Annotated in this window: 17 protein-coding genes; 6 read left to right on the top strand and 11 right to left on the bottom strand. The window is 65.5% G+C overall.

All coding sequences use genetic code 11. The features are described from left to right. Positions 1 to 61 precede the first annotated feature (61 nt). Positions 62 to 1,225, top strand: coding sequence for a YbfB/YjiJ family MFS transporter (locus DWV00_RS21455; protein ID WP_115535629.1), 1,164 nt, complete (start codon positions 62 to 64; stop codon positions 1,223 to 1,225). Here DWV00_RS21455 and DWV00_RS21450 read toward each other — a convergent pair. Then, positions 1,153 to 2,151 carry a LysR family transcriptional regulator gene (locus tag DWV00_RS21450; protein WP_115535688.1) on the bottom strand — a complete coding sequence of 333 codons (999 nt, stop codon included), beginning with the start codon at positions 2,149 to 2,151 and terminating at the stop codon, positions 1,153 to 1,155. The two genes, DWV00_RS21455 and DWV00_RS21450, sit on opposite strands and share 73 nt — an antisense overlap. Positions 2,152 to 2,239: 88 nt before the next feature. After that, a complete protein-coding gene (locus DWV00_RS21445) occupies positions 2,240 to 3,520 on the bottom strand; it encodes an MFS transporter (RefSeq protein WP_115535628.1) in 1,281 nt (426 codons plus the stop codon). 271 nt (positions 3,521 to 3,791) lie between these two features. On the opposite strand from DWV00_RS21445, the gene DWV00_RS21440 reads away from it, so the two are divergent. Together DWV00_RS21440 and DWV00_RS21435 are read left to right on the top strand one after the other, a co-directional pair. Beyond that, positions 3,792 to 4,517 carry an SDR family NAD(P)-dependent oxidoreductase gene (locus tag DWV00_RS21440; protein ID WP_115535687.1) on the top strand — a complete coding sequence of 242 codons (726 nt, stop codon included), beginning with the start codon at positions 3,792 to 3,794 and terminating at the stop codon, positions 4,515 to 4,517. A 103-nt stretch (positions 4,518 to 4,620) separates the two neighbouring features. Next, a complete protein-coding gene (locus DWV00_RS21435; protein ID WP_115535686.1) occupies positions 4,621 to 4,854 on the top strand; it encodes a tautomerase family protein in 234 nt (77 codons plus the stop codon). 55 nt (positions 4,855 to 4,909) lie between these two features. Here DWV00_RS21435 and DWV00_RS21430 read toward each other — a convergent pair whose 3' ends face one another. Beyond that, positions 4,910 to 5,821, bottom strand: coding sequence for a LysR family transcriptional regulator (locus DWV00_RS21430; protein WP_115535627.1), 912 nt, complete (start codon positions 5,819 to 5,821; stop codon positions 4,910 to 4,912). A gap of 57 nt (positions 5,822 to 5,878) precedes the next feature. After that, positions 5,879 to 6,172, bottom strand: a complete 294-nt coding sequence (locus DWV00_RS21425) for a hypothetical protein (protein ID WP_115535626.1) — start codon at positions 6,170 to 6,172, stop codon at positions 5,879 to 5,881. A gap of 233 nt (positions 6,173 to 6,405) precedes the next feature. Here DWV00_RS21425 and DWV00_RS21420 point away from each other — a divergent pair, with 233 nt between their 5' ends. After that, positions 6,406 to 6,717 (top strand): hypothetical protein, encoded by a 312-nt coding sequence (locus DWV00_RS21420; RefSeq protein ID WP_115535625.1) that lies wholly within the window; start codon positions 6,406 to 6,408, stop codon positions 6,715 to 6,717. A gap of 99 nt (positions 6,718 to 6,816) precedes the next feature. Here the strand turns inward: DWV00_RS21420 and DWV00_RS21415 are convergent, their stop codons facing one another. The 6 genes from DWV00_RS21415 to DWV00_RS21390 all read right to left on the bottom strand — a co-directional run bounded on the left by DWV00_RS21415 (position 6,817) and on the right by DWV00_RS21390 (position 15,101). After that, positions 6,817 to 8,166 carry a sensor histidine kinase gene (locus DWV00_RS21415; protein WP_115535624.1) on the bottom strand — a complete coding sequence of 450 codons (1,350 nt, stop codon included), beginning with the start codon at positions 8,164 to 8,166 and terminating at the stop codon, positions 6,817 to 6,819. After that, positions 8,163 to 8,825: a response regulator gene (locus DWV00_RS21410; RefSeq protein WP_115535623.1), complete on the bottom strand. Its 663-nt coding sequence runs from the start codon at positions 8,823 to 8,825 to the stop codon at positions 8,163 to 8,165. Before DWV00_RS21410 ends, DWV00_RS21415 begins: the two co-directional genes overlap by 4 nt. Before the next feature lie 181 nt (positions 8,826 to 9,006). After that, positions 9,007 to 10,407, bottom strand: a complete 1,401-nt coding sequence (locus tag DWV00_RS21405) for a GGDEF domain-containing protein (protein WP_115535622.1) — start codon at positions 10,405 to 10,407, stop codon at positions 9,007 to 9,009. Positions 10,408 to 10,497: 90 nt separating this feature from the next. Continuing rightward, on the bottom strand, positions 10,498 to 11,109 hold the full coding sequence (locus DWV00_RS21400; protein WP_115535621.1) for a DUF4136 domain-containing protein: 612 nt from the start codon (positions 11,107 to 11,109) through the stop codon (positions 10,498 to 10,500). A 78-nt stretch (positions 11,110 to 11,187) separates the two neighbouring features. Beyond that, on the bottom strand, positions 11,188 to 13,626 hold the full coding sequence (locus DWV00_RS21395) for a CHASE2 domain-containing protein (protein WP_115535685.1): 2,439 nt from the start codon (positions 13,624 to 13,626) through the stop codon (positions 11,188 to 11,190). A gap of 11 nt (positions 13,627 to 13,637) precedes the next feature. Then, entirely contained in the window at positions 13,638 to 15,101 is a 1,464-nt protein-coding gene (locus tag DWV00_RS21390; protein ID WP_115535620.1) for a FecR domain-containing protein, read from the bottom strand. Between the two features lie 425 nt (positions 15,102 to 15,526). Here DWV00_RS21390 and DWV00_RS21385 point away from each other — a divergent pair, with 425 nt between their 5' ends. Then, positions 15,527 to 16,270 (top strand): response regulator transcription factor, encoded by a 744-nt coding sequence (locus DWV00_RS21385; RefSeq protein ID WP_115535619.1) that lies wholly within the window; start codon positions 15,527 to 15,529, stop codon positions 16,268 to 16,270. Here DWV00_RS21385 and DWV00_RS21380 read toward each other — a convergent pair. Further along, the gene (locus tag DWV00_RS21380; RefSeq protein WP_115535618.1) at positions 16,252 to 18,690 is read right to left on the bottom strand and encodes an O-linked N-acetylglucosamine transferase family protein; all 2,439 of its coding nucleotides are present in this window, start codon (positions 18,688 to 18,690) and stop codon (positions 16,252 to 16,254) included. The two genes, DWV00_RS21385 and DWV00_RS21380, sit on opposite strands and share 19 nt — an antisense overlap. Positions 18,691 to 18,865: 175 nt before the next feature. Between DWV00_RS21380 and DWV00_RS21375 the strand changes: the two genes are divergently transcribed. Further along, positions 18,866 to 21,148, top strand: a complete 2,283-nt coding sequence (locus DWV00_RS21375) for a patatin-like phospholipase family protein (protein WP_115535617.1) — start codon at positions 18,866 to 18,868, stop codon at positions 21,146 to 21,148. The last annotated feature ends 198 nt before the right edge of the window (positions 21,149 to 21,346 follow it).

Genomic DNA, 21,346 nt, shown 5'->3' with positions numbered 1-21,346 from the left:
GTTCATCTTCATCATCTTCTTAAGAGGGTGTCGAACGGTTCAAACGTTCGATCGAATGAAAATGGACAGCACCTTCGTACGCGTTCGCCGCGCCCCGATCCTCGAATCGCTGGCCGGCGCCCTGATTCTCGCCGTCGGCATGGGGTTCGGGCGGTTCTCCTTCACCGGCATGTATCCCATCATGGTGAAGGAGGCGGTCATGACCGTTTCCGTCGGCTCGCTCGCGGCCTCCGCGAACTACGCCGGCTACCTGCTCGGTGCGCTCGCCATGAGCTGGGTCGGCGAGCGGCATTCGGCCCGATTGAGCAAGATCGCCATTGCTGGAACGGTGGTCTGCCTGGCTGCTCTGGCGTTTCATCCAAGCGTATCGATGCTCGTCGCGACGCGATTCGTCGCCGGCGTCATGAGTGCGGTCTCGCTCGTCGCGGCCTCCGTATGGCTGCTTCATGTGATGGGGCATCACCACGGCGCACCGATTCTGTACGCGGGCGTCGGCGCCGGGATCGCGATTTCCGCCGAATTCGTCGTGTTCGGTCAAGCGGGCGGGCTTGGCTCGTCGACGCTGTGGCTGCTGCTGGCCGCCGCCTCGGCCGCCCTCTGCGCGCTCGCCTGGCCGAAGATCGCGCCCCCCTCGGCACCGTACGAGGCGCCGGCGCATCACGCTCAGCATGCGCGCCGCCCCGGATCGACCATCGCACCGTGGCTGCTCGTCGCCATGTACGGCTTGGCCGGCTTCGGCTACATCGTCACGGCCACCTATCTGCCGCTGCTCATCAAGACCGCACTGCCGCAAGTCAATGCGGTTCAGGTCTGGGCCGCATTCGGGCTGGCCGCCGTGCCCTCGTGCTTCGCATGGCATGCATTGCACGAACGCCTGGGCAGCCGCGCGGCGATCGTGGCGAACTTAGTGCTGCAAGCGATCGGCGTCGTTTTGCCGGCCCTCGCTCATACCCCGCTCGCGTTCTTCGGCAGCGCGGTACTCGTCGGCGGCACCTTCGTCGGCACCGTGACGATCATCATGCCCGCCGCGAAGCACGTGGCGCACGCGGTGAGGTTCAATCTGATGGCGACGTTGACGGCCGCATACGGGCTCGGGCAAATTGTCGGACCGCTCTTGTCGGATCGGCTCGTCGCCCATACGCACTCGTTCGATCAACCCCTCGTTGCCGCAGGCATCGCGCTCGTCGCCGCCGTGTCGCTTTGCGCCGTGCGCCGCTCAGCGTAGTTACCGGCGAGCCGGGCGTCCTCGGCCAAGGCATCGGCGATCGACGCGCGAACGCATTCCACCCAGGTCCGAATCTTGGCGTCGACGTATTGACGGGACGCGTAGATCGCGTAGATGTCGAGCGCTTGCAGGTGATACTCGGGCAAGACTCTCACGAGCATCCCCGTGCGCAGCGACGTTCGCGCGGCCAGCGTCGGCAAGGCGCCGATTCCCATCCCCTCGTGCAACGCGACGGCCATCGCATCGGGCACGTTCACCTTGAAGCGATGCTCGGGCAACGGCACGTCGTGCTCTCCGTCCGGCCCGATCAGCCGCCAACGATCGGAGGGGAACACCGACAAGGCGACCTGCAGGCGAGCATGCCGCGCGAGATCGTCGACCGTGGCGGGTGTGCCGTGCGCGGCGAGATAGGCCGGCGCGGCACACAGGATGCCGCGTACAGTCCCCAGTTCGTGGCAAATGTAATTGGAGTCGGGCAGCCTGTCGGGCGACACGCGCAGCACGACGTCGTAACCGTCTTCGAGCAAATCGGGCACGTCCTGCGACAGCGTCAGATCGACGGCGACGTCGGGATAAAGCCTTTGATACGCGGCGGCGGCAGGCACGACATAGTTCTGGCCGATGCTGGCCATCGCGTGAACCCGCAGCGTGCCCGACGGCGTCGCGTGCGCCTGCGACGCCTCGCCTTCGGCTGCCTCGATCGAGGCGAGGATGTCGCGGCAGCGGGTCAAGTATCGTTCGCCGGCCTGCGTCAACGCGATTCGGCGCGTGGTGCGATTGAGCAGCCGTGTGCGCAGGCGCGACTCGAGGTCCGAAACCGCTCGCGAAACGTATCCGGTCGTGGCGTCGAGTTCCAAGGCGGCAGCGGTGAAGCTGCCGGCTTCGGCTACCGCGACGAAGATCTTCATGCTGCGCGCTACGTCCATCGCCGTCATACCCCCGTGTCGGATTCGACGAGCCGCATCGAGCGGCAATCGTACCGGAGAGTATGCGCCGATGGGTGCGGCGCGGCTTTTACGCTCGATTGCGTTGGATGACGGTGTTGAACGCGGCGCATGCGAGCAAGAGCGCGGCCGTGGCGAAGAATACCCAGCGCAGGCCGAAATGAACGCCGATCGCGCCGCCGAGCAACGGCCCGACGACCTGCCCGGCGTATTGCGCCGACTGCAGGTAACCGAGCATCTTGCCCGACGAACGCTCGTCGACCGTATGGCGCACGAGTTTCGTGATCGACGGCAACAGGCCCGCGAGCGTCATGCCCATCACGCCGCGCAATGCAGCCAATTGCCACCAATGCGTGACGAACGCCTGGGGAATCATCGCGAGCGACGTCGCGATCAGACAGCCGACCACGACCTTCCATCCTCCGATGCGATCGGCAAGCGCGCCGAGCCGCGCGGCCATCAGCATGCTCCCGAACGCGGAGCACGCCATCACGATGCCGGCAACGGTGGCGAGCCGATGGGTGCTCACGTTCAGTTGAGCAATGTAGACCGTGATGATGGGCTCGATCGACATGTTCGACAGCAGGACCATCATTGCGGTCAGGAACAGCGCGGCCAGCGTCGCATAGCCCTGCTTACCGCCCAGGACGCCGGCCATCGCGCTGCGCCGCAGCATCGGCTCCGGCCTCGGCGCGCGGCTGAAGTCCTCGCGCACGAGTGCAATCGTCAACACGGCGGCGACCGCGATCATGGCCCCCGCGGCGAAGAAGGACCCGCGAATACCGATCAAGTTGGGCAACAGCCCGCCGATGAGCGGCCCCACGAGATTGCCCGCAAGCACCCCCGTCGACAAGATGCCCAGCGCCCAGCCCGAGCGTTCGGGCGGCGCCTGCGTGCCGATCATGACGATCGATGCCGAGGCGTACCCGCCGATGAGCCCGGCCGCGAAGCGCAGCGCGACGAGTTCGTAGACGTTGTGCGCGAGCCCGATCGTCGACATCACGAGCGCCATGCCGACGGCTGCGCGCACGAGCATCGGCTTGCGTCCGTAGCGGTCGGCGAGCTGCCCCCAGATCGGCGCCGTGAGCGCCGTGCCGAGGAACGTGACGCCGAACGCGACGCCCGACCATTGCACGACGGCCGACGTCGACGTTACGCCGAGTTGCCGCACATAAAGCGGAAGAAACGGCAGCAACATGCTCAGGCTCAAGAGCGTCGTGAACGATCCGAAGACACAGACCGCCAAATTCATGCGCCAGTGCCGCGCGTTGCGCCCGGCATAGCCGGCCGTCGCTTGCGGCGCGACGGCCGCGCCGCGATAAGTGCCGGTGGTCGTGGGAGTCGTGTCCATGTCGTCCTGCCTTCGAATCGATGAGTCGATGGCCAGGATTTTAAAAACGAACGCTCGGTACGACTCGCCGCGCAAGGCAAAGGACTTTTGACTCATTCGACGCGGACGACCGAAACGCGATTTGTTCCTGCGGCGCAAGACTATTTGTCCTGTCCGGGTCTTCGAAGCGGGCGGCGGCGCGCCTACAGTTTGCGCCATCGGATCCGTCGATTCGATCGGCGATCGAGCCGAATCCATTCATCGCATTTCATACTTCATCGAGAGACCCAACATGAATACGTCGAACACGTCGAACACGTCCAAAGTCATCATCGTTACCGGCGCCTCGCAAGGCATCGGCCTTCAGACCGTCAAAGCGTTCCGTGCGGCCGGCCATCGCGTCGTGGCCAATGCGCGCACGATCGCGCCGTCGGACGAGGCCGATCTCGTTACCGTCGCGGGCGACATCGGTCATCCCGAGACGGCCAAGCGCATCGTCGAAGAAGCCATCGGGCGCTTCGGCCGCATCGATACGCTCGTCAACAACGCCGGCATTTTCATCGCCAAGCCCTTCACCCAATACACGGCCGACGACTACGCCAGGTTCAACAGCGTCAATTTGAACGGCTTCTTTCACATTACGCAGCAAGCCATCGCTCAGATGGAAAAGCACGGCGGCGGGCATGTGGTCACGATCACGACGACGCTCGCCGAGCAAGCGAACAGCAAGGTGCCGTCCGTGCTCGCCTCGCTGACGAAAGGCGGCTTGAACGCCGCGACGAAATCGCTGGCGATCGAATATGCGAAGGCCGGCATTCGCGTCAACGCGGTGTCGCCCGGCATCATCAAATCGCCGATGCATGCGCCTGAAACGCACGCGACGCTGGCCTCATTCCATCCGGTCGGACGCATGGGCGAGATGAGCGACATCGTCGACGCAATCCTCTACCTCGACAACGCGCCGTTCGTGACCGGCGAAATTCTGCACGTCGACGGCGGCCAGAGCGCCGGCCGCTAATCGGCGCAAGATCGAGGGGGGCCGCCGACGGTCTATGCCGGCGCCCACCCCGGTTCATCGCATCGAACGAACAACCGAACGACCGAACAAAACGGAGAACGTCATGCCCATCGTCACCATTCAAGTCACGCGCGAAGGCACTCGCCCCGGCGCCCATGCCGTGACAGCCGAAGAGAAGGCGCGCCTGATCGACGGCGTCAGCCGAGTGCTGCTCGACGTTCTGGCTAAGCCGCTCGAATCGACGTTCGTCGTCATCGAGGAAGTCGAGCTGGCAAACTGGGGCTGGGGTGGGATGCCCGTCGAAGCGTTTCGCAGGCAGCGAGCGGCGAAAGGTTAGACGCTAGCGGTTAAAGGCCAGCGGTTGGAGGAAGAAGGCGCTGCACGCACTTACACTACCTGCGCACCTCTTCGACCAGGAAGTCGACGAAGCTGCGCACGCGTGTCGATAAATGGCGGTTGTGCGGATAAAGCAGCATGAACGGGCGCGTGCAGCCGCCGTAGCCGGGAAGCATCGCCTTCAACGTGCCGTCGGCCAAGTCCTGCTCGACGAGAAAGCGATAGGTTTGAAAGAGCCCCGCTCCATGGCGTGCCAACGTGACACCCGCAAGCGCATCGCCCGAGGTCGTGTAGGCGCCGCTCGTCGCGATTTCGACGGTCTCGTGGCCTTGCTTGAAGGTCCATGGAACGTGACGTCCGTTGCTCGGCAACTCGAACTGAATGCAGTCGTGGTGAACGAGATCGTCCGGCGTGTCGAGCCGGCCGGCTCGACTCAGATAGTCGGGCGAGGCGATGACGACGAGTTCGGCGTCCTCGAGCTTTCTCGCGATCAGATTGGAATCGCGCGGCGCCCGCCCACGGATTGCAAGGTCGAACCCTTCCTCGGCGAAATCGATGTTGCGATTGCTCAAATGCGCTTCGATCCTCACGTTCGGATAGCGCGCCCGAAACGTCGCGAGCACGGGCAGCACGCGGTAGTGCCCATAAGGCGTAGGCATGCTGACGCGCAGCACGCCGGAAGGCGTCGTCTGCTGGCCCGTCGCTTCGCGCTCCGCCTCGGCCAATTGCGACAGCGCCTGCCGGCACTCCTCGAAGTAGCGGCGCCCCGCGTCGGTCAGCCTGATCTGTCGCGTCGTCCTGACGAACAGCCGCACGCCGAGCCGTGCCTCCAAGCGCGCGACCGAGCGGCTGACCGCCGCTGGATTGACGCCGGCCGCGGTCGCCGCGATCGTAAAGCTTTCCGATTCCGCCGCAAGGCAGAACAGTTCGATGCTGCCGAGGAGGAGGTCTCCGAATTGACGCTGCATGGCGCTTATCGTGGATCGTCCGGATTCAGGCGCGACGGAAACAAGCCGCGGCGGGTGCTAGCTGCGCGCTTTGCGCCTGCCGGCGAGCACCAGCTCCACGACGCCCCACACGCCGAGCAGGCCCAGCGCTGTCGGAATCGTCACCAAACCGGCCCATCCCATCACGAACATCGTATACAGCAAGTTGCCGACATCGTGCCCGAGAAACATGCACGGATGGATACTGCCTTCGTCGAGTCCGCAGCTTCGTCCATCGGCGATCGCCCCGGCGATTGAAACCGAAATGAAAGGTGAAATGCCGATCAGAACGATCAGGAACAACACTAACAAGCGGCGCTTGCCTGGGGTCATAGCACGGTGCGAAGACGTGGGTATCGGTGTGCGCGCCTCGCGCTCCGCGCGGCGCAGCCGGAAATATACCCGGCGCCGAATCTTAATACCAAATTTCAGACGTCTAACTTTGCTTACAAGTGCTCACGACTATTAAAAAATGGGGCTGCTAAGGTGGGTCTTACGCAAACGGCAAAAATCTCCACACGATTCGCGCCGATGCCCATGTTGCAACTCAAGTAGGGAGAACACTCATGAAGTCTGCCAACAACAAGCCGCGTTCGATCCTCATCGCCATTGTCGCCGCAAGCGCACTCGTCGGTGCGAGCAGCGCATTCGCGCAGTATGCGCCCGAGCCCACGCAGCCTGCTTACGCGCAGGCACACATGATCCCGGTGGACGTCAGCATTTCGCTCGGCTGGCACGGCGATCGTTACTGGGACGGCCACCGCTACTGGGATCACGACGACTGGATGCGCCGCCACCCGCATGCCCATGATCCGCACCACGATCGTGACTACCACGCCGATCGCGATCACCATCCCGATCCCGACCACCGGTATTAAGAAAGCCGTGGCATGAAGACAGGGCCGGCCGCGCTCGAACGCGCGCCGGCCCTGTCGCATGTCGAGCGACTACCGCGGACGGCGGGATGGCGGTGCGCCCTAGCCCGGATCGGCACGAGCCGGCCTGAACGGCACTACCGTCACCGTCAGTCCCCGCCCGTCGGTGTTGTTGCGCAGCACGACTCCGGCACGATGACGTCGTGCTACGCGCGTAGCAATGGCCAGGCCCAGCCCGCTGCCCTCCCCCTGGGTTTCGGTGCCGCGATAAAACCGGTCGCACACGCGCGCAAGTTCCGTTTCGGGGATACCCGAGCCCGTATCCCTGACCTCGAACGACACGGTTTCCCGATCGCGGCGCAGCACGACGTCGACGCGGCCGCCGGCCGGCGTGTGCTTGATCGCGTTGTCGAGCAGATTATTTAGGAGTACCGCCAAGGAATGCGGCTCGCCGAATACCTCGAAGGCATCCGCATCGCTTGCGGGCGGCGCGATTTCCAAGCCCAGATCGATAGACTTCTCTTCCGCCAGCAGGGAAAAATCGCTGACCGCCTGCTCGGCGAGCCGGCGCAGCGTGACCGGCGTCAAAGCAGCGCCGATGGGTTCCGCGTCCTCGCGGGCGAGCGCCAGCAATTGCTGCACGAGCCGAATGATGCGGTCCAGCCGCAGTTCGATGCGCTCGAGCGTCGACCCTTCTCCTTTTAGCGTGCCGTCACGTTCCCCGGCTTGCAATTGGAGCTTCAACGCGGTCAGCGGCGAGCGCAGTTCGTGCGCCGCGTCGGCGACGAAAGTGCGCTGCGCGCTCGAAGCCGCATTGAGCCGCGCAAGCAAATCGTTGAGCGCTTCGACGAGAGGCAGGATTTCCACGGGCACCGGACCTTCGAGGTGCACCGGTTCGAGGACGTCGAGCGAGCGCGTGGAAAGCCCGCGAGACAGCGCGCGGATCGGCGCGAGCGCGCGTGTTACGACCACGAGCACGAGCGCGACGGCCAACGGCAGCAAAAGGCCGAGCGGCCACAATGTGCGGAATGCGAGGCGCAGTGCGAGCGATTCGCGCACCGACACGGGCTGGGCGACTTGAACGAAACGCTCTGGCTGGCGCAACCCGAACACGCGCCAATGCTTTTCGCCGCGCTCGATCGTCCGGAAGCCTTCGGCGAGCCGCTCGATGCTCGGCGCCTGTTCCGATCGATAGACGAGTTTCCCCTCGCCGTCCCAGACTTCGATCGCGATGCGATCGTCGGAGAGGTCCTGCATCGCGGTGCCTTGCGTCAACGCGCTCGTTGCCGCCATGTTCGGCGGCAGCGAAACGGCCACGGCGTGCAACTCGTAGTCGAAGAGTTCGCTCGCTTCCTCATGCGCGGTACGGAAAATCGCATAGCCCGCGACAGCCGATGCCGCCGCGAATCCGAAGATCAGCCACCCGAGCAGCCAGCGCCGAATCGACGTCATTCTGCCCGCTTCAACCGATAACCGACGCCGCGCACGGTGACGATCTGCTCCGCGCCGAGCTTGCGGCGCAAGCTGTGCACATGCACTTCGACGGCGTTGCTGCCGATCTCCTCGCCCCAGCCGTACAGCTTTTCCTCGAGTTCGGCCTTAGTGTGCACGCGTGTCGGCGATTCGATCAGCGCGCGCAGCAGCGCGAACTCGCGCGGCACGAGCGCGACCGGCGCGCCGTTTTTCGTCACCTCGTGCGCCGCGGGATCGAGCGCGAGTTCGCCATGGGTATAGACCGGCTGCTTTTGCCCCGTGCGCCGTCGCAGCAGCGCCCGCACGCGGGCCGCGAGTTCGTCCAGGTCGAACGGCTTGACGAGGTAGTCGTCGGCCCCCGTATCGAGGCCCCTGATACGCTCGTCCACCGCGTCGCGCGCGGTCAGGATGATGACGGGCGCCGCGCCGCCCGCGTCGCGATAGGTGCGCAGCACGGCGATTCCGTCTTTTTTCGGCAGGCCCAGATCGAGCAGCACCAAGTCGTAGACATCGTTGCCGAGCGAGAGATCGGCGGCACGGCCGTCCTCGGCCCAATCGATCGCATAGCCGGCGCGACGCATGGTATCGAGTACGGGCTCCGCGATCATTCGATCGTCTTCGACCAGCAGCAAGCGCATGATTCGTTCGTTTCGAGGTGGTTGACCGTGCCGAGGATGGCACGGGGCGGCTTAACGCAGCCTTAAGCTACCCCAAACGAGCGCGTCTTGCGCGGCGCCGAGCCGGAGCGCCGTCCGGCGCCGGCCGGCCAATGCCTGCGTGCGGCGTGCCTCGGCCAGCTTCCGGCAGCTTCAAGTCGCCTCAGACGGCAATGACGCAGTTGCGGCCGTGCGTTTTCGCGCGCTTCAAGCGCTCGCCGGCCGCGCGCATGATCGCGTCGGACGTCGTGCCGTCCTGCCCGAATTGGGCGATGCCGATGCTGGCCGTGACCGAAAAATGCTCATGCCCGCCCTCGAATTGCAATGACTGAATCGAAGCGCGGATCCGCTCGCCGATCATCAGCGCGGCATCGAGCGCCGCGCTCGGCAGCACGGCCATGAACTCGCCGCCGCCGACCCGGGCGATGCCGTGATAGGGGCGCATCGCCTCGGTGCAGGCTTGGGCGACGGACCGCAGGATACGGTCGCCCGTCTGCTCGCCGAACCGCTCGTTGACACGCTGCAGATTGTCGAGATCGACCGCCAGCAGCGAGAACGGCGCCCCGCCCCGTTTCGCCGAACTGACTTCCGTCTCGAGGCGGTCGACGAACGTGCGCCGGTTCGACACGCCCGTCATCGGATCGACCGCCGCGAGCGATTCGAGCTTTTGATTACTACGCTGCAACTCCTGCAGCGCGCTTTCGGTACGCGCCATTTCCTGCCGCAGCTGGGCCATCAATTCTTCCTGGCTGTAGATCTTCGAAAACGAGCGCGTCGTATGAAACGCTTGAACGATGCCGTAGCTGAGCAGGAAGAAACCGCCGGCGAAGGTCGCGTGGGCCAGCCACCACATGTGATTCCATGGCTTGCCGAGCAGGAATGCGAGCGAGGACAGCGCGAACGCCATGACCGAGATCCCGAAGATCTGCATCAGCGGCGAACGGATCCGGCGCACGATGAGGCAGGCGACGTTCAGCAGCGAAATCGCCAATGCGGCGCCTTCGAGCAGCCGCGCGACCTGGATGCCGGCCATCGACGAATTCGAGAGCACGGCCACGAGCAGGTCGATCACGGCGAACGCGGCGAACCACATGCCCCACTGCCAGCGGTCCGTGCGGCGCTCGACCGCATCGGCCTGCGCCGCGTAGGACAACAGTCCGACGAAAAGCAGGATCGCCATCGCCAGACGCGACGCAGGGCCGTACAGCAAAAAGAGCCACATGTGGTGATGCGCGAGCGGTGTGAACGCGCCGTGCAGCATATAGATCAGCACGAAGCCGGAGAAGCCGAGCGTCAGCCAGCGCAGGATCGGTTCGCCGGACAGGCGATAGCATTGCCACGTCACGTAGCTGACGAACACGCCCTCGAGCGTCGCGGCCGCAATGGCGATTTCGTGAAATACGTGGCTTTCGAACAGCAGATGCGGATCTTGAAAGTAGTACAGATACGCAATCAGATAAGCCGGAAGCAGCGCGAATGCCGTGCGCAGAAGCGCGGCATACCAGCCGGTGATACGCCGCACGGCTTGCGGGGGATCGCCGACCGTGGTCGTTGTCGTAGTCATTGTTAGTCTCCTGGAACCGGCGGAGCGCGGAGGTTCGCATCGCGCATTCTACGGAAGAATGGCCGCCAGTACGAGCGCAGGCGAAGCCCGCTATTTCAGCGGAGCGATGCCCATGACGCGAGGGACGGCGTCGGTTCCGGCTTGGCGCAGCGTCACCTTCCAATCGGTGGGGCCGTTGCGGGCGCCGGTCGGGGCAAACGGGAGCCGTGCCAGCGCGCTCGCGACGAGATCGTCGATGTCGCGCGCCGCACCGGGATCCCGATCGCGTTTCGTCGCGCTGACCTTGTAGGTCTCGCGTCCATCCGCATGGTCGAAGAACCGTAGGGTCAGCGAATGCACGTACGTCGTCGTGCCGGGCCATTCGAAGCCGGCCGGCAGCACCGCGGCTCCGCACGGAACATCGTCGGCACAGTGGGTATAGCCGATGCCGACGGATGCGGGGCGCGTCTCGTGCGCCAGCTCGACACGATAGCGTGCCGTCTTCTCCGGCTCGGCCGCGAAGCCGAGTTCGGTCAAGCGGCGCTCGATCGCCGATGCATAGCGCCGGCTTTCGTCATCCGAGGCGGCGGAATCGCTCGCGAGCGCATAGGTGCGCGCGCCGTTGCCGAACGCGTCCCCCGAACTCGCCCGCACGGCGGTTCGAGTCCCCGCACACCCGGTCAACGCGGCCGCACAGGCGGCGAGCAGCAAGATCTTTTTCATTTTGAAGCGCTCGTCATGTCGTCATATCGTCATGTGTCGTGATGTGTCGGCGAGGGAGCCGGAAACGCCGCGCGGCCGTCAAGCCTCGCCATCCCAGCGCGGTACCGACACGGTCACCGTCGTCCCGCGTCCCGGTTCGCTGGCCACCGTGACTTCGCCCTCGTGGCGGGTCACCACCGTCTTCACGAGCGCCATGCCGAGACCGGCGCCTTGCGAATGCGGCTGCCCCGGCGTCCGGAAACGGCGAAAGCGCTCGAACAGGTGGGCCTGGGCGTCTTCCGTCATGCCGTAGCCTTGATCGGCGATCCGGCAGTGAATCCGATCGTTCGTCCCGTTCGTCACCGACACGTGGACGATGGTCTCGGCCGGGCTGTACTTCACGGCATTGTTCAGCAGGTTCGTCACGGCTCGCGTCATCAGCGACCTGTCGGCATGAATCCAATGGCCGTCGCCTTCGAAATGCGTTTCGACGAAGATGCCTTTGGCGCGTGCCTGCGGCCAGATCTCGTCGCTCGCATCGAGCACGACGTCGGCAAGATTCACGGGTTCGAAGACATAAGCCTGCGACTCCGCGCGTGTGAGCTGCACGAAGTCGTCGGCGAGCGTCAGTGCGCGCCGCGTATAGCGCTCGATGTGTTCGAGCAGCGTACGCACGCGCTCGGAGCGCGAGATGGCCATTTCGTCCTCGATCAGCGCCAGCACGGAGGCGTGCGGCGAGCGCATATCGTGCGACAGCAGCCTTAACGCATCCTCCCTCGCTTGTTCCGCGGCATGCAGCGCGGTGACGTCGGCGAGGCCCACGACCCAGTACCCCGAGGCTTCCCCGCGCGCGTTGCGGCAGCGCGCGTAGCGCAAAAGATAGTCGCGTTCGGCATGATCGCGGACCTCGATCCCGCGCTTGACGATCCAGACGCGGTCCAGATCGGTAGGATCGAGGACTTCGGGCCAGCGCGCGATCAACTCCGCATCGGAAACGGGCTCGGGCGCGATCGTCTTGATGAAGGTCATCTCGCCGAGCATTTCGGTCAACAGACGACCTTCCAGCGGCCGGGCGCTCAAGGGGGCGAAGCATTCGCGCGCGGCTTTGTTCGCGACACAGATGAGCCCTTGCCGATCGGCAACCAGTATCGGTTCGGGCAGGCTGTTCAGACAGTCCCAGACGAACCGCTTCATGTCCTGCATTCGATCGGCCGCTTGCTCGACGAGCGCGATGTGCCGCTCGAGCGCATCGCCGCGCACGTTGCGCGGGCGGACCGGGATGATCGGCATGTCGTCGGGGTCGTCCGCGAGCCGCTGCAGTTCGCCCTGCAGACGCGACATCGTCATTTCCAGCCGGCGCCAGCTCCATAGCGGGTAGACCACCGCCAGCGCGATCAGCGCCGGCACCGGCGAGAGCCAGATGCAGGCGCTGTCGAGCAGCACCGCGCTGAGCACGAGCGAAAAGATGCCTAGGCCGATCGTGAGCAGCAAGGTACGCCAAGGCGATAGGAACAGCAGCCCGGCGAGCAGCGCCGCGAGCGGCGCCAACGACACGACGAACAGCCAGCGCTGCCGTACCGGACGGATCTCCCGCCCTCTGAGCAGTGCGCTGAGCGCGTTCGCATGCAGCAGCGTATCGGAGGTCGGCCCCCACGTTCCCGTGATCGGCGTCGCCAAATGCGTCAACAGGCCCGAGGCCGTCAGCCCGACGAACACGATCTTCCCGGCGAGCGCGCCGCTCGGCAAGTTGCCGTCCAGCAAGTCGCGCGCGGAGACTTGGGCGCCGTTCGGCACGCTGCCTGAAAACGGAATGAGCACGCGCGACGGCGCTTCGTCGATGGCGCTTCCCGTCGAAGCGCCTGCCGCCGGGCCAGCGCTCATAGGGCGAGCTCGGTAGCGCCCGTCGGCGAGCGCGATCTTGCCGCTCCGAATGTCATCGAGCAACGGCATGACGAGGTACGGCCAATTCGAACCGTCCGCGCGCTCCTGCAGGGCAACGCCGCGCACGATGCCGTCGGAATCGGGCTCGACGTCGATGTGGCCCATGCCGGCGGCCGCCGCTGCCAGTTCGGGCACGGGGCGAACCACCGCTCCGCGCGCACGCGGATCGACGAACAGCGGCAAGTAGGTCGGCGCCGAGCGCAGTGCCTGCGCCAGCGCGTCATCGCCTTCCGACGGCTCGGTCAACAGCACGTCGTAGACGATCGCGGCCGCTCCGGCCTTGGCAACGGCATCGATCAAGCGAGCCTGCAGCGTACGCGGCCACGGCCAGCGGCCGAGTTCCGACACGCTGTCGTCATCGATGCGCACGACCGAGATCTCGGGCGCGAGGGGCTGAGAGCGCATCGTCAGCATGCGATCGTAGACCAGCCGATTGAAGTTCGTGGCGATGCCCCAGAAGACAACGAAGAACACCGCGGCAACGCCGAAGCACCCGATCGCCAGCCACTCCCACATGAAGCGTTGCCAGACGCTCAGCGCCGGTCTCCATGTCGGGCCGGCTCGATGGGGCGGCGCGAGCGACTCGTCAGATGTCATCCGCGCACCTTTCACTTGGCCAGGGTGAACGCATGCACGGGCCCGATCGTTTCGTAGAACCGGCCGCCCTCGTATTGCTCGGACAAGGCGCGCCAGTAGTACTCTCCGGCCGGCAGGTCGGAAACGACGAGCGAGGACTCGGCCAAGTCCACCGCGTCGACGATCGGATCGCGAAGGTCCCGATGGCGCGACAGCACGAGGCGGAACCGGGTCGCCGGATCGGCCCGCGACGCACGCCAGGCGAAACGGTACTCGTGCGAGCCCGCGCGATGGGCGGCACTCGCGCTGAGTTCGTTCGCGCGGCGTTCGAACGCATAGACGCGCGGGAGGCCTTCGAGGCCGCCGGCATCAATCGCCGAAACGCGCACGAAATAAGTGCCGTCCGGCACGTCGGAGAACGTCGCGCTCGGCGCCTGCACTCGCGCATCGCGGATCAAGTCGAGCAAATCGGCATCGCGTGCGATCTGGACGCGATAGCCGCCGGCACTCGGCGCAGGTTCGATATTGAAGGTCACGACCTTCCCGTCCTGCACCTTCCCCGGATCGACGAGGCGCGGCGCAGCCAGGAGCGGCTGAGGCACACCGACCGCACCGCCGTTCGGCGTGGCGCTGCCTCGGCCGGCACTGACGAATTGCGATGCGGCGCTGTCGGCGGCCGCCTTGTCTTGACCGGCTTTTGCCGATGTACCGACCGCCACGGTGCCGTCGAGGACTTCGACGGCCGTCATCGACGGCAATTCGTTGACGCGAAAGCGCGTGCCTCTCACACCGGCAACGATCGACGGTGTGCGAACTTCGAAGCGGTCTTCCGGCCGCTTGGCATGCGTCACTTCGTTGCTCACCTCGCCGCGCTGCAACTCGATCACGTGATCCTCGATGCCGGTGAGCGCCATCTTGCGCAAGATCGACAACATGATGCGGCTGTTCGGCGCGAGGCTGACATACGATCCGTCGTCGAGTTCGAGCGTGGCGAAGCCGTCCGAGCCGGTGCTGATCGAGTCGTTCTCGCCAAGAATGCGCCCGGCCAGCAGCGGCACGGAAGGCGACGCGCCCGCGCCGGCCGAGCTGCCGCGCATCCGCGCGGTCACGAGCCCGCTCAACGCGACGATGCTGACGGGGGTCGAATCGCGGCGCAGCAAGGCGAGCGGCAAACGCAGGGTCATCCCCGCGGGCAAGCGCCGCGGCGCGCTGACGTGGTTGAGCAGGGCCAGCGCGCGCCAGCCTCCTGTGTCGGTCAAATAGCGCTGCGCGACTTCGTAGAGCGTATCGCCGGCAACCGTGACGTAAGCCGCGGTTGCGCGCGCATCGAATCGTGTTTGGGCGCCGGCGGATGACGTGCCGAATAACGCAACGGCGGTGGCGATGGCCGCGACAACGGCCATTGCGGAACCGCGCCCCTCATTGCCGCACCCGGCTTTTGAAAAATCGAGCGAGTCGTCTCGCGAAGCCGTGGCGACGGCATATGGGGTATGCATTGTCGTATCTTTGAATGCACGATTTATTTATGAAGCGGCGAGGACTGCGACAAAAGCCGCATTCCGTATCGGCATGAGGCCGGCGTCTCTTACCGGCGTTTTCCCGCTGCGAACCGGTTCGGCGACGCCGAAGCCGGGAGCTTAACGAATTTCAGACAATCGTGCATCGATGAATGCACTCTGTCGCATTTCATTCCGTTTTCACCCGCTATTTTGCGGCATCTAGCCGAATCAAGCCGAAGCGAGCCGACCCGCAAAGCGGGCGTGAAATTGCAAACAAGTGTCAATTACAGGCACGCTGTCAAGTTACATTCAATCATTTTTTTGAGCGGTGGCTGTACAATCCGAGCGAAATGAATTCCAGTCGGACATGCCGCCATGAAACCGGCGCATATCGGACGCAAGCGTGCGAGACCCGAAAGAAAATGAAGATCGCCTATTTGGAAGACGATGAGGTTCTGGCCGAACACATCGGCGAGGTATTGCGCGCGGCGGGCCACGAGTGCGACTTGTTTCGCGACGGCAGCCAGTTGATTCGCCGCTTGAAACGCGATCGATTCGACTTGATTCTGCTCGATTGGTGCGTTCCCGGCGTGACGGGCCATCAGGTCACGATCTGGGCGCGCGCCAATCTCAGCGAGCGCGTGCCGATCCTGTTCATGACGAGCCGCTCGCTCGAAGCCGATGTCGTGACGGCACTGGCCGCGGGCGCCGACGATTACATGATCAAGCCGATCCGCACGAGCGAGCTGCTGGCTCGAATCGATGCGCTTGGCCGGCGCGCGTATCCCGAGTCGGATGCCGACGCGCAGTCGATCATCGAGGTCGGCCGCTACCGCATCAATCCGGTCAGCCGCGCCTGCTTTTTGGGCGAAACGCCGATCGAGCTGACCGGGCGCGAATTCGATCTCGTTTTGCTGCTCTTTCAACACGTGGGCCGCGTGCTGTCGCGCGAGCATATCGGAGGGACGCTCTGGGGCCAGCCGCAGAGCGCCATCTCTCGAACGCTCGATACGCACATGTCGCGCGTTCGCTCGAAACTGCAATTGAAGCCCGACAACGGTGTCCGGCTTGCGCCCGTCTATGGGCATGGCTACCGCCTGGAAATCGTCCCCGACGCGCCCGCCGATCCACGCACCCACGGCACGCTTCAGGCCGGACACGTTTGAACGGGATCGCCCCCTGGCGCACGCGTTGCGCACCACTCCCCCCACATCGCACGGTAGGCTTGCTCGATGCGGCGGGCGAACCGCTCGCCGTCCATCAGCGGCGAGCATTGCATCCGCGGCCGCAACTCGGCTCGCAGCGCGGCCAGTGCATCGAGGTCGGCCGCGAGCGCGGTCGCAATGTTCACGTAGTCGTCGTCGGTATGGGCGGCCAACGCCTGTAGGCCCAGGTTCGAAAGCTGGCTGAGCCCGCCTCGTCCGGCCGGCGTCGTACCGACGCGCGTGACGACGGGCACGCCCATCCACAGCGCATCGAGACTCGTCGTATGGCCGTTGTACGGGAACGTATCGAGCGCCAGATCGATCTCGCGGTAGGTGCGAAGATACTCCGCGCGCGGCCTGAACGGCTCGCACTCCACACGGGCCGTATCGATGCCCTGGGCCGCCAGCCGGGCGAGCAGCCGCTCCCGCGCTCGGCCTTGCGGCGCCATCAGCGCAAGCCGGCTACCGGGCGTGGCCTCGAGCACCCGCGCCCACAGCCGTATCGTCCGATTCGTCAGCTTGCACGGATTGTTCAGGCAGCCGAACGTCAGGCGCCCCGCTCGCGCCGCCGGCAATTCGATCGCGGCGGGTTCGTCCGACAGCGGGTCATAGCACCAGAACGAATCGGGCAGCCGGATCGAGCGCTCGCTGTAGCGGTCGTCTTGGCCGGTGTCGTCGATCGGATCGAGCCAGGGGTCGGTGAGACGGTAGCCGATCGCGCGGCTCCCCGTCGTGCCCGGGTACGCCAGCCACGCGGCCTGAACCGGCGCGGGTCGCCGCGCGAACAGCAGCGGCCGGCCATCGGCCATGTGCATGGTCAGGTCGACGAGCACGTCGATCCCGTCCTCGCGGATCGCCTCGGCCAGTCGCGCGTCGTCGAACTCGCGCACGTTCCTCCATCGATCGGCATGGGCCGCCAATCGATCCGTCATCGCGTCGGCGCGCTCGACGCTCGAGTAGCAGACGATCTCGTAGGCATCGTGATCGTGATGCGCGAACAGCGGCATCGTGAACAGAGACTGGCAGTGATCGCGAAAGTCCGCCGAAACGTAGCCGATCCGCAGCCGTTTATCCGGCACGCGCGCGTTGGCATGGGCCACCGGGACACGGATGAACGGCGCCTCGTGGTGCTCCGCCAGCCGGCGGCATTCGGCGAGAATCGCGTAACCGTCGTCGAGCTGAAACGTCAGCGCGTAGGCCAGATTGCAGTGTGCGACCAGATTGCCGGCATCGCACGCGATGGCGTGGCGGTAGCACTCGACGGCCTCGTCGAGCGCGCCGGTGTCCTTCAACACGTTGCCGAGATTGTTGTAGGTTGCCGAACGCTGCGCGGCCATACCCGCTTCGGCGCACGCTCGATCCGTCTGCAACGCGAGCGCCGCTCGATAGTGGGTCTCGGCTTCGTCCATGCGCCCTAGCGTTCGCGCGAGGCTGCCCGCATTGTTGTGCGCGGCGACGAACGTCGGCCTCGCCCGCAGCGCAGTCTCGAATGCCTGCGCCGCGGCCGCGAATGCCCCGAGTTCCTTACGGACGATGCCGAGGTTGTTGAGCGCATCCGCATGCGCGGGCGCGAGCGCCACTGCCGCCTCGTACTGCGCGGCGGCGTCGGCGTGACGGCCTAGGGCATGGAGTACGGTACCGAGGTTGTAGGCGATATCCGCGCTGAGCGCGTCGAGCGCGCGAGCCCGCGTCAAGACGTCGGCCGCCTCGCCGAAGCGCCGGCACGCGGCCAGCGCAACGCCGAGATTCGCATGGTGCGTAGCCGCGAGGGGCTCGACGGCCACCGCCTTGCGCAGCAGTTCGATCGCGTCGCCCAGCGAGCCCTGGGATTGCAGCAGCGTGCCCAAGTTCGTCATGGCGCTCGCAAAGCCGGGGCGCGCCGCGAGCGCGAGCCGATAGGCGGCCTGCGCGGCCTGCCACTGGCCGAGTTGCCGCCGGCAATTGCCGAGGTTGTTGAGCGCATCGGCGTGGGCCGGCTCGCGTTCGAGCAGGGCTTCGTAAGCCTGTGCCGCGTCGCTCCACTGTCGGCTCGCCTCGAGCGCCTGCGCCAGCGCGAACCATCCGTCGGCCGAATCCGGCTCGTCGCCGAGCAGGCGCAGGCACGCTTGCACCGCAGTATCGAGCCGCCCGAGCGAGACCAGAATCTGCACTTCGCCCAAGCGATAGCGCGACTGCCCCGGCTGCTTGGCCAAGGCCGCTCGTACCCGCGCGAGCGCCGCATCGCCGTTGCCGCTCTGCCATTCGAGAATGCCGAGCCGGAACGACGCATCGTCGTCGGTCGGATCGTCGGTGAGTATGTCGGTATACAACTGCCGCGCGGCGGGAAGGTCTCCCGCGAGGTGGTACGCCTTGGCCCTCTCGTGCCGTGGTTCAGTCGTCATGAAAACGCTTTGTCGATGGGGGCGCACGCCGATGCGGCGATTGTAGACGCTTGTCTTGCACGCGCAACCGAATTGCGGCGGCCTTAAGGCGGCACTAAGGCTGCTGTAATAAAACCGCCCGGCCCATTCGAAAGTCGCGACGACCTGTGTAATATTTCGTATTTTTTGGGGCGGCATGGGGCGAGCATTGTCGAATCGGGGAGCGGTACGAACCGGCCGTACCGCGACGCTAGCGCTCGTCGCCGTTGCGTTGCTGACGGCCCGCGTTTGCGCTCACGCGCAAGCTGCGGTTTGCCGCGCCCAAGGCGGTCCCGGCTCGCGGCCGTCGATCGGCCTCGTCCTGTCCGGCGGGGGGGCGCGCGGCTACGCGCATTTGGGCGTGCTGCGCGTGCTCGAGGAAAGCCGCATCCCCGTCGACTGCATCGCCGGCACGAGCATGGGGGCCGTGGTCGGCGGCCTGTACGCAAGCGGGATGACCGCCGACGCGATGCAAGCGCGGCTCGAGCACGTCAATCTCGCGGACATCGCATTCGACGTCGAAAAGCGCGCCGACTTGCCGCAATCGCAGCGCGAGGATTCGCGGCTTTACGTAGGCAGCGTCGGCTTCGGCGCCGACGGCGTGAAACTGCCCGCGGGCCTCGTGCAAGGCAACCGGCTGCAGGCGCTGCTGCAGGAATGGACCTCCACGCTGCCGCTGAACGCGCCGTTCGATACCCTGCCGATTCCCTATCGGGCCATAGCGACGAATCTGAGCACGGGGGACGAAGTCGTCCTGGACCATGGCTCGCTGCCGCTCGCGATTCGCGCGAGCATGGCCATGCCGGGCCTGTTCGCGCCGACCGAACTCGACGGCGCCGCGCTCGTCGACGGCGGCCTCGTCAACAACCTGCCTACCGACGTCGCGCGCTCGATGGGCGCTCAGGTCCTGATCGCCGTCGACATCAGCTCGCCCTTGCGTCCGCTCGATGCGCTGTCGTCGCCGACCGACGTCATGCAGCAGATGCTCGGCATCCTGATTCACCAGAACGTCGGCCGGCATCGCGCCCAGTTGACGCCGAACGACGTGCTGATCAAGCCGGCGCTCGGCAACTTGAGCTTCTCCGATTTCGCCCGCGCGAACGAGGCGATCGAAGCCGGCGCCAGCGCGGCGCGCGCCGTATTGCCGCAACTGCGGCGGTTTGCCCTGACGCCCGAACAATATGCCGCCTATCGGGCGGCACACGTTGCGCGCCGCCCCCAGCCCGTTCGGCTTGCGCATATCGACGTCCATACCCGCGGCGACGTCCCGGCCGAGCGCGTCAGCAAGTTCCTCGATTTGCACCCCGGGGAGGTCTACGACCCGCTCGAGGTGAATCGCGATCTGCAGACGCTCGTCACCTCGGGCGATTTCGAGACCGCCACGCAGCAGCTGATCGACGACCCAGATGGCCCCCGCCTCGTCATCGACGCCAAGGAAAAATCCTGGGGGCCCAACTTTCTTCTGTTCGGGCTCGGGCTATCGAGCAGTTCGGAGGACGAAGGCGGTTTCAGGCTCAATCTCGGCTACCGGCGCCCGTGGCTGACGCCGTCCGGGCTCGAGCTGCGCGCCGACAGCACGCTCGGCAGCGACCTGCTTCGGTTCAACACCGAGCTGCGTCAGCCGCTCTCGGCGTCGATGGGCTACTACGTCGCGCCGTACGCCGAATTCGAGCGGCGTTTCGCGAGCATCTACGACGACGACACGGGCGTGCGCCTCACCCAATACCACCTGCAAAGCGAGCGGGTGGGGGTCGACTTCGGGCTTCCGCTCGCGCGGCTCGGGGATTTCCGCATCGGCCTGGCCTACTCGCATGCGTACGGTTCGGCCGTCTACAACATCCCGCTCGACGACGGCTCGCTGCTGTATCCCGACGTCTCCGGGCGCGAGGTTTCGGCACGGGCGAAGCTCGTCATCGATCAGCTCGACGATCCGCTCTTTCCCCGTACCGGCTACTTCACGGAACTGCGCGTCGAGCGCTCCGTCTTCGGCCAAAGCAGCCCATTCATCGAGCTCTACGGCAAGGCCATCGGGGCGGTCAGCCTCGGCCGGCACAGTTTCAACGCGAGCGTCGAAGCGGGCGGCGACATCGGCGGCCAGAACGCGGCGAACCCGCTCGGGTTCACGCTCGGCGGCTTTCAGCATCTGTCCGCCTACGCGGCCGATCAGTTATCGGGCAACTCGATGCTTTACGCGCAGCTTACGTATTTGAACCAACTCATGCAGTTCGAATCGGCGCCGCTCGAAGGCTTGTACGCGGGCGTCAGCTTCGAAGCAGGCAACGTTTGGCAGCAAGGCGACCGATTCGCCAGCGGTGCGCTCAAACGCAGCGTGACGTTGTTCACGAGCGTCACGAGCTCGTTCGGCCCCCTGTATTTCGGCGTTGCCCTTGCGCCGGGCGGGCGCCGCAATATCTACTTCCAGCTCGGACATACGTACTGAGTATTGAGAGTGAGAGTGAGAGTGCCGAGTATTTTGCCTGTGGGCCTGAGGCCTGCGAGCGCGGCGAAGCCGGCGCATACCCCGCGGGGCGGCCGAGACGCGATACCGCTGCCGGTCTGCAATATCCGTGCGAACGGCCGCCGCTTTCCCTTGATCGATATCAATGAGCCAATACGCCGACCCGTGACAATCCGTATG

The organism is Trinickia dinghuensis (assembly GCF_003367175.1).
Lineage (GTDB): Bacteria > Pseudomonadota > Gammaproteobacteria > Burkholderiales > Burkholderiaceae > Trinickia > Trinickia dinghuensis.
Note: the sequence above shows the minus strand (reverse complement) of the source record. Positions and strands in the feature narration are given on the sequence as shown.